Below are 7,768 nucleotides of genomic sequence, written 5' to 3'. Positions count from 1 at the left end.
CGGCTCTCCGTCCGTGCGCCGGGGGCCGCCGCCGGCCAGCGCCGCGTCTTCCCCGCCGGGAATCACTCCCAGGTGCGACTGCCGCAGCGTGTGCAGCATGTCGCCGATCACCCCGCGCAGCGCGGCATTGTCGCGCGCGGCCACCGCGCGGGGGCGCAGGCTGTCGCGCACGGCCCGCCAGTCCACCCCGTTGAAGGTGGTGTCCCAGAACGTCCGGTTCACCGTGGACCAGGCGCTGTCGAAGGTCGCCGCCGCCAGCTCCGGGCTCAGCGTGCGCTCCGCGGGGGCCGCGGCGCGCCCCGGCCCCATTCCGCCCGCGCACCCCGCCAGGAGCAGGCAGGCCGCGGCTGTCATCGTGCGATTCAAATCCCCTCCCGTTCAGGCGCCCGCCGCAATGGCGCGCACCACGTCGTCGATTCCCGCCTTGATGCGCGCCGACGGCTCGCGCGATTCGTTGGCGATGATGGCGAAGATCACTTCCCGCCCGTCGGGCAGCGTCACGAAGCCGCTCAACGAGTCTACCCCGCCGATGTACCCCGTCTTGGCCGCCACCCGCCCGGGCAGGTCCTCCAGCCGGTGCAGCAGCGATCCCGCGCGCCCCGAAACGGGGAGCGCGACGCGGACGATTCCCTGCCCCGGTGTACGCCGCACGTAGGCAAGAAGATTCACCAGCGCGCGGGGGGTGATGCGGTTCTGCGCCGACAGCCCGGAGGCGTCGCGCAGCACGAAGTCGGCGCTGTCGACCCCCACCACCCCGGTCAGAAAGGCGCGCTCCACGGCCAGCCCGGCGCTCCAGCTCCCCTCGCCCCGCACTTCACGGCCCAGCGTCTTGGCGAGACTTTCCGCGATCCAGTTCTGGCTGCTGAGCAGGATGGGGGCGATGGCGCGGGGCAGCTCCGGCGAGCGCCACTCCGCCAGGGGCGTCATCCCGCGCACGACCGACTGCGCCGGGTCGCTCACGACGCGGACGTCCTCCCTGCCCACCACGATCCCGCGCCGCACCAGCGCCTCCCGGAACGCCGTCCCGGTCCAGCGCGCGGGCTCCTGCACGGCGAAGCTTTCCGTGTCGGCCCCGCCGTCCGCCGGATAGGTGCCGAACGCGCGCACGTGGTTGCTCCCCGGCAGCCGGTCGAAGTCCAGCGTCCGCGCCCCGCCCGCGCCCACCGTGCGGCTCTCGTTGCGCAGCGACCACGAGGCGGAGCGCGGCTCCCCCGTGATGCGCGCCGGCCGTCCGACGGCGCCCGGGACGATGCGGAAGTCGATGGCGTTGTCGGCGAAGCCCAGCGCGTTCACCGGGGCGGCGTACCACCACAGCTGGTCGGCCGCGTCCCAGTCCGGGCGCACGTACTCGGTGTCCCACCAGCTTTCGTCGGCCACCACGGCGCCGGCGATCCGCTGGATGCCCCGCGCGCGCAGCGAATCGGCCAGCATCTCCCACACCGCCGTGCGCGAGGCAAAGTAGCGCCCCGAGATCAGCGGGTCGCCGCGGCCAAAGAGGACCAGGTCGCCGCGCAGGGTGCCGTCGCGCACGGGGCCGGTGGCGTACAGCGAGGTGCGGAAGCGGTAGTCCGCGGGCAGGTGGTGCGCCGCGGCGGCCGTCACCACCAGCTTGAGGTTGCTGGCGGGGATCATGGGGCGGGCGGCGTCGCGGGCGTACAGAACGCGCCCGGTGCCCGCGTCGCGCACCTCGATTCCCCACCGCGAGCCCCGCAACTGCGGCCGCGCGAGCACCGCGTCGATGCGCTCCGCCAGCGAGGGGGCGCGGGGCGCGGCGATAATTGCTACATTCCCGCCCGCCGGCTGCGCGGGGAGCGGCGCGGCGGCGGCCAGGGCGAGCAGCACGGCGCCCAGGCGCCGGACAAGCAGGGGCACGAACATCACGTAGCGACGATTTCCGGGGCGGAAGAGGGGATGAGCGAAATCCTGTTCGCGGACGACGACGAGGCGCTTCGGCGGATGGTGGGCGACTTTCTTCGCCACGCCGGCCACGAAGTGCGCCTGTGCGAGAACGGGACGCAGGCCCTGTCGGAGGTGCGGCGCGCCGCGCCCGACCTGGTGATCCTGGACTACCGCATGGGCCGGCCCGACGGCTTCGAAGTGGCCCGCGAGCTCAAGGCCGAGCCGCGCCTGTCGCACGTTCCCGTCCTCATCCTCACCGGCGAGTCCAGCATCGAGGACCGGCTGGGCGGCTTTGAGGCCGGGGCCGACGACTATCTGGCCAAGCCCTTCGACCCCCGCGAGCTGCTGGCCCGGGTCACGGCCCTGGTGCGGCAGACCCGGCGCTCGCTGGACCGCAACCCCACCACCGGGCTCCCCGGCGGGCTGGCCATCGAGCAGGAGATCGAGCGGCGGCGCGAGGCGGGCACCCCGTTCTCGCTCTGCTACTTCGACCTGGACGACTTCAAGCCCTTTGCCGACCGCTTCGGCTTCGCCGTGGCCGACGAGGCCATCCGCGAGGCGGGGCGCGCCGTCGCCACCACGGCCGAGGGGCGCGACGCCTTCGTGGGGCACGTGGGGGGCGACGACTTCGTGGCCGTCTGCCCGCCGGAGGGCGCGCGCGAAATCGCGCTGACGGCCCGCGCGCGCTTTTCGCAGGCGCTCCCCCGCCACCTGCCGCCCGAGGCGGTGCGCGCGGGGACGTACCAGGCGGAAGACCGCGCCGGGGTGCTGCGCGAGTTTCCCCTCACCCGCCTTTCCGCCGCCGTGGTGCGCATCGATCCCGCGCGGTGGACCACGCTGGAGCGGCTGGGCGAGGTGGTGGCCGACGCCAAGCGGCGCTCCAAGGCCTCTGGCTCCGGCGGCCTGGCGGAGATCGAACTGTAGCGGGTCCGCACAATGTATCGCCCCCGCGGCGCGCCCTCAACCGGGGCGCCGCGGGGGCGACGTGCTTTCAGCGGAGGGACGCCGGTGGGTCCGGCGGGATGAACGTCAGTTGTGCAGCGTGCGCGAGGTGGTGACGGCCGTCTCCAGTGCCAGGCGCGGCGCGGACACCTGCGGCGGCGCGGTGGCGCGGATGAGTTCGGCGTGGCGCACCTCGCGGAACTCGTACACGATCACCCCCTCGTTGGTGACTTCGCTTACGATGCGCAGCCCGTCCTCGAGCGAGTTGAGGATCTTTTCCGCGCGGGGGAGCGACCACCCCAGGGACGAGGCCACGTCCGTGACGGTCAGCAGGCCGTTGCGCTCGCCGGCCAGGCGAAGCACGTGCTGCTGCAGCGCCTGCACCAGCGCCTCGCGCCGGCGTTCGCGCTTCTTGCGGGCGGCGGAGTACGTCCACGCGGCCAGCCCGCCCACCATGACGCCCACGAAAAAGGCGGCAGGCTCCCCTTCGCCGATGCCGAGCATCATGATCATCATGGCGAAGAACGCCAGGATCCCGGTAGGGATGTAGTTCATCCCCGGCTCCACCGCGTGCGCGGGAAAGGCCGGCGCCGCGGTCTGCGCGCGCGGCGGCACCTGGCCGGCGACGGGCTGCGGAAACGCGGGCACGCGCGGGGCGGCGGACAGCGCCGCCACCGCTTCGCCGTTGCGCCCGAAGTTTTCGCCGCAGCGGGCGCACTTGCGGTGCTTGTGGCGCATCATGTAGTACACCACCCCGCCCGCGCCCATGAAGGGAAAGATGGTGGCGACGGCGAACAGCAGCATGAGCGCCACCGGCCCCGGCTGCGAAAAGAAGGCGACGCTCTGCCCCTGGAACCCGCACCGCGGGCACAGGGCCACCACCTCGGGCGCCCGCAGCGCGGCCGCGGCCACGCCGCGCCCGTACGCGGGCGAAACGGCGGCGCCGCAGCTTCCGCAGTGGGCCGCGCCCTCCGCCACTCCCGATCCACACGTCGAGCAGTACATCCACGCCTCCATGCCGCGTCGCGGCCCTGTTCTCTGGTCAACCCCGTCGCCCGTGCCCGCTGATACGTCCGGGCGCGCGACAAGTTTCAATTCCGGGACAATCCGTTTCCGCACCCCCGGCTCATCCCTCCCCGGAGACGGCGAGACGGTGGACTGCGGCGGCTCCGGCCCGTGTTCACTGACCCGGGCCCCTACCAGCGGGCCATGTAGCCGCGGGCGTCGATGTGGATGAAGGGGCCGTGCGCGCCGTTGCCGTCGTACACCCCCGCTCCGCCCACCAACTCGGGATGGCGGCTCTCCACCCGGTCCACGGCGCGCAGCATCACCCGCACGTCGTCGGTGTCGCGGCGCCCGTCGCCGTTCAGGTCGTCGATGTAGCCGTCGCGGTCGTTGTCCACCCACACGTCCGACGCATCGCCGTACGTGTGCCGGCTCAGCCGCGCGCGCCCGCCCTCGCCGGGCCCGTTGTACGCCGGGGTGCGAAAGCCGCTCATCACCGCCACGTGCTCCGCGCGCACCCCCATGGCGTTCAGTTCCTGAATCACCAGCTCCAGCTTGTCGATCAGCCGCAGGTCCAGCGCCAGGTACTTGGGCCACACCGCGAACTGGTCCTTGGTCAGAAAGTTCCGCAGGCGAAAGTGCTCGCTCACGTACAGGTCCTGGTTGTCCGGGGTCACCTCGATGAACCCGGCGGGCGGCGCGTACCGGTCCGTGCGGCCGTCCGCTTCCGTGGCGTACTCGCCGATGCGGTAGCCGTTCAGGTAGCCGCCGCGCTTGTCGCTGAACGGAACGCGGGTGATGACGTGCAGGTCGGCCATCTCCTGCGCCCACGTGTTCCCGCGCAGGTGCAGCCGCCACACGCCCGCGGTCGACGGCGCCACCAGGCCGCCCGCCAGCTGCCCCCCGCCGCCGAGCAGGCGGATCTGCGTCCCGGCCTGCGGCGTCCAGGTGTACGCCGCGTCGAACGGGTCGGCCCCGGCCCACTCCAGCGGCAGCTCCAGCCGACGGTTGGGGTCGGTGACCACCGCCCGCAGCTTGCCGCTGCGCCCGAACGCCGTCACTGCCAGCCGCACCGCGTCGTCATCCGCGCGCATGACGGAGTTCGGCGTGGCGCCGGACCAGGTGAGGGGCGGCGTGGCGCGGGTGGGCGCGTACATCCCCAGCGCGGTCCCAGAGAGGAGGATGAGCGAAAGCGTGGCCAGCGTGCGGCGGGTGCGCGGCATGAACGACTCCTGGCGGATTCCGCGGAGGTGCGGAACGGATGGGCGTCCGGCGCCGCGGGGGCCCGGAGCGGGTTCGGGATGGAGTGGGAAACGCGGCGCGTTCCGGGGCAGAAGGGCGGAGGTCCGCGAGGAGCGGGTCCGGCCATCCGCCGCGCCATGGCGGCGCGGGGCGGAACGCGGTGGAGCACGGCACACTGAACGCGTGCGCTCCGGGGTGGCGAAACCGTCCGGAGTGCGTAGGTTGTTTCCCGTTCAGCGGATTGCGGTCAACATACCGCGAATCGCGCGCGTTCGTCAAGCAATTCCCTCCTCAGGAACGGCCGCTTTCATGCCCGACACCGCCCCGCGCCCCCGCGTGTGCCTCGTGATCCTGGACGGGTGGGGGCTGCGCGAGCCCGCCCCCGACAACGCCGTCACCGTGGCCGAAGCGCCCACCTGGCGCGCGCTGTGGGAGGGCGGCGCGCACCCCCGCGCGCGGCTGACCACGCACGGGCCGGCCGTGGGGCTGCCCGAGGGGCAGATGGGGAACTCCGAGGTCGGGCACATGAACCTGGGCGCCGGCCGCGTGGTGATGCAGTCGCTGCAGCGCATTACGCAGAGCATCCAGAGCGGCGACTTTGCGCGCAACCCGGTGTTTGCCGAGCTGCTGGCCGGGGTGCGCGAGCGCGGCGGGACGCTTCACCTCATGGGGCTCATCGGCCCGGGCGGGGTGCACGCGGTAGACACGCACCTGCTGGCGCTGGTGAATCTGGCGCAGGAAAACCAGATCCCGCGCTGCCGGCTGCACGTGTTTCTGGACGGGCGCGACACCCCGCCATCCTCCGCGCGCGACTACCTGACCGAGCTGTTCGGGCGGGCGGGGGGCGGGGACGCCGTGCGCATCGCCACGCTCATGGGGCGGTACTGGGCCATGGACCGCGACCGGCGCTGGGAGCGCACCGAAAAGGCGTACCGCGCCATCGTGTACGGCCAGGGGCAGCCCGTGCACGACCCGCTGGAGGCCATCGCCGCCGCGTACGAGGCGGGGGAAACGGACGAGTTCGTGGAGCCGCGCATCATGGTGGATGACGACGGCCAGCCGCTGGGCCGGGTGGCCGACGGCGACGCCGTCATCTTCTTCAACTTTCGCGCGGACCGCGCGCGCCAGCTTTCGCGCGCGCTGGCAGACGAGGCGTTTACCGGGTTTGACCGCGGCCCGGGGCACCCGCGCGTGCACGTGGCCACCATGACGCAGTACGACGAGGCGTTCCCCCTTCCCACCGCCTTTCCGCCGCAGGAGCTGAACGACAAGCTGTGCGACGTGCTGGAGGCGCACGGCCTGTCCAGCTTTCGCACGGCGGAAACGGAGAAGTACCCGCACGTCACCGTCTTCTTCAACGGAGGGGTGGAGGAGGCGCCGCGGGGCGAGGACCGGCGCGTGGTGCCCTCCCCGCGCGTGCCTACGTACGACCTGCAGCCGGAGATGAGCGAGCCCGAGGTGGCCCGCGGCCTGGTGGAGGCGATCCGGTCGCGGAAGTACGACGTGCTGGTCTGCAACTTCGCCAACCCCGATATGGTGGGGCACACGGGCGTGCTGGAGGCGGCGGTGCGCGCGGTGGAGGCGGTGGACGAGGGGCTGGGGCAGGTGGTGCAGGCGTGCGCGGAGACGGGAACGACGCTGCTGGTGACGGCGGATCACGGCAACTGCGAACAGATGTGGGATCCTACCACCAACGGCCCGCACACCGCGCACACGACGAATCCGGTCGGCATCGTCCTGGTGGAGCCGGCAGGCCAGCGCACCGCAAACGCGCTCGCCGACGGCGCCCTGTGCGACGTCGCGCCCACCATCCTGGGGCTGCTGGGGGTAGAGCAGCCCGCGGCGATGACGGGGAGGGATCTGCGTAGGGAAAGTGCGTGAGTGCGGGGTCCGTGAGTGCGGGGGGATCAGTGCGGAGTGCGGAGTACTGAGGGCGGAGTGCGGAGTGTGGAGTTCTGAGGGCGGAGTGGGCCGCGCGTCGGGAGAATGGGCGCCGTCCCGGGAATCCCTGAGCGGATGAATCCGCCGCTCAAGAAGCGGGAAGCCCCGACTCGTGGCCGCTGTCGCGTCCACGATCGGAGCTTCAACTGCTTCAGGGGATACAAACTTCGGGCGTGCTTCCCGTGCCCGGCGCAACGTTGGAACGGGCGGACGGCAGATCCTTCCAATCACCCGCGCGGCGGAGGCCTCGTCCGGCGCCTCCTCAGGATGACAAGCCCCTGCTGCGCAACGGTGGCCGATCCGCCCCACACACCGCACCCGGATGGGCGCGCGGCAGCAGCCGCCGCAGTCCGCGCAGGCGGACTTCGTGCTTTTCCAGCGGCGAATTCATTCGCTCCGGGCCGGGGCCGCGCCGGCCTTCGCCCCCCGCACAGATCCATCCACCGCAATCTTTTCCGGCGGCGAATCGATCGCATTTGCTCTGGGGCCGGGGCGGCATCGGCACTACCCGAACCGCACCGATCTGCGTTCTCCCCCGTGCGTCTGTTTGCACGGGGAGGGGCCGGGGGCATAAGCGTTAACTTTGAACTATAAAGCGTTGTAGCCGAGCGACCTGTGAAACTCGTTTACGTCGTGCCGGCAGCAACCGCTCGCGCAATTCGCTTCCCCTCCGCAGCAACTCGCTAGGCAGGCTGGGCAGGGAAATCACGGTCCGGAACGCATCCGCTGCCTCCCGAAA

At 72.2% G+C, this 7,768-nt stretch carries 5 protein-coding genes and 1 pseudogene; 2 read left to right on the top strand and 4 right to left on the bottom strand.

Going from position 1 to position 7,768, the window contains the following annotated elements; all coding sequences use genetic code 11:
* Both VF665_RS18965 and dacB read right to left on the bottom strand, forming a co-directional pair.
* Positions 1-354: pseudogene (locus VF665_RS18965) on the bottom strand (hypothetical protein); the annotation flags it as partial.
* A 24-nt stretch (positions 355-378) separates the two neighbouring features.
* Positions 379-1,872 (bottom strand): D-alanyl-D-alanine carboxypeptidase/D-alanyl-D-alanine endopeptidase, encoded by a 1,494-nt coding sequence (gene dacB / locus VF665_RS18960; protein ID WP_331055027.1) that lies wholly within the window; start codon positions 1,870-1,872, stop codon positions 379-381.
* 39 nt (positions 1,873-1,911) lie between these two features.
* On the opposite strand from dacB, the gene VF665_RS18955 reads away from it, so the two are divergent.
* Positions 1,912-2,823 (top strand): response regulator, encoded by a 912-nt coding sequence (locus VF665_RS18955; RefSeq protein WP_331055026.1) that lies wholly within the window; start codon positions 1,912-1,914, stop codon positions 2,821-2,823.
* A gap of 105 nt (positions 2,824-2,928) precedes the next feature.
* Here VF665_RS18955 and VF665_RS18950 read toward each other — a convergent pair whose 3' ends face one another.
* Complete coding sequence (locus tag VF665_RS18950; protein WP_331055025.1) at positions 2,929-3,846, bottom strand: hypothetical protein; 918 nt, start codon at positions 3,844-3,846, stop codon at positions 2,929-2,931.
* A 191-nt stretch (positions 3,847-4,037) separates the two neighbouring features.
* Positions 4,038-5,069 (bottom strand): hypothetical protein, encoded by a 1,032-nt coding sequence (locus VF665_RS18945; RefSeq protein WP_331055024.1) that lies wholly within the window; start codon positions 5,067-5,069, stop codon positions 4,038-4,040.
* A gap of 328 nt (positions 5,070-5,397) precedes the next feature.
* Here VF665_RS18945 and gpmI point away from each other — a divergent pair, with 328 nt between their 5' ends.
* Complete coding sequence (gene gpmI / locus VF665_RS18940; RefSeq protein ID WP_331055023.1) at positions 5,398-6,969, top strand: 2,3-bisphosphoglycerate-independent phosphoglycerate mutase; 1,572 nt, start codon at positions 5,398-5,400, stop codon at positions 6,967-6,969.
* The last annotated feature ends 799 nt before the right edge of the window (positions 6,970-7,768 follow it).

It is taken from the genome of Longimicrobium sp. (assembly GCF_036387355.1).
In the GTDB taxonomy this organism is placed as follows: domain Bacteria; phylum Gemmatimonadota; class Gemmatimonadetes; order Longimicrobiales; family Longimicrobiaceae; genus Longimicrobium.
This window is presented reverse-complemented; position numbering and strand designations above follow the sequence as displayed.

Coding starts and splice junctions, on each gene's coding strand:
- gpmI (WP_331055023.1), top strand. CDS start 5,398: ATGCCCGACACCGCCCCGCGCCCCCGCGTGTGCCTCGTGATCCTGGAC.
- VF665_RS18950 (WP_331055025.1), bottom strand. CDS start 3,846: ATGTACTGCTCGACGTGTGGATCGGGAGTGGCGGAGGGCGCGGCCCAC.
- VF665_RS18955 (WP_331055026.1), top strand. CDS start 1,912: ATGAGCGAAATCCTGTTCGCGGACGACGACGAGGCGCTTCGGCGGATG.
- VF665_RS18945 (WP_331055024.1), bottom strand. CDS start 5,069: ATGCCGCGCACCCGCCGCACGCTGGCCACGCTTTCGCTCATCCTCCTC.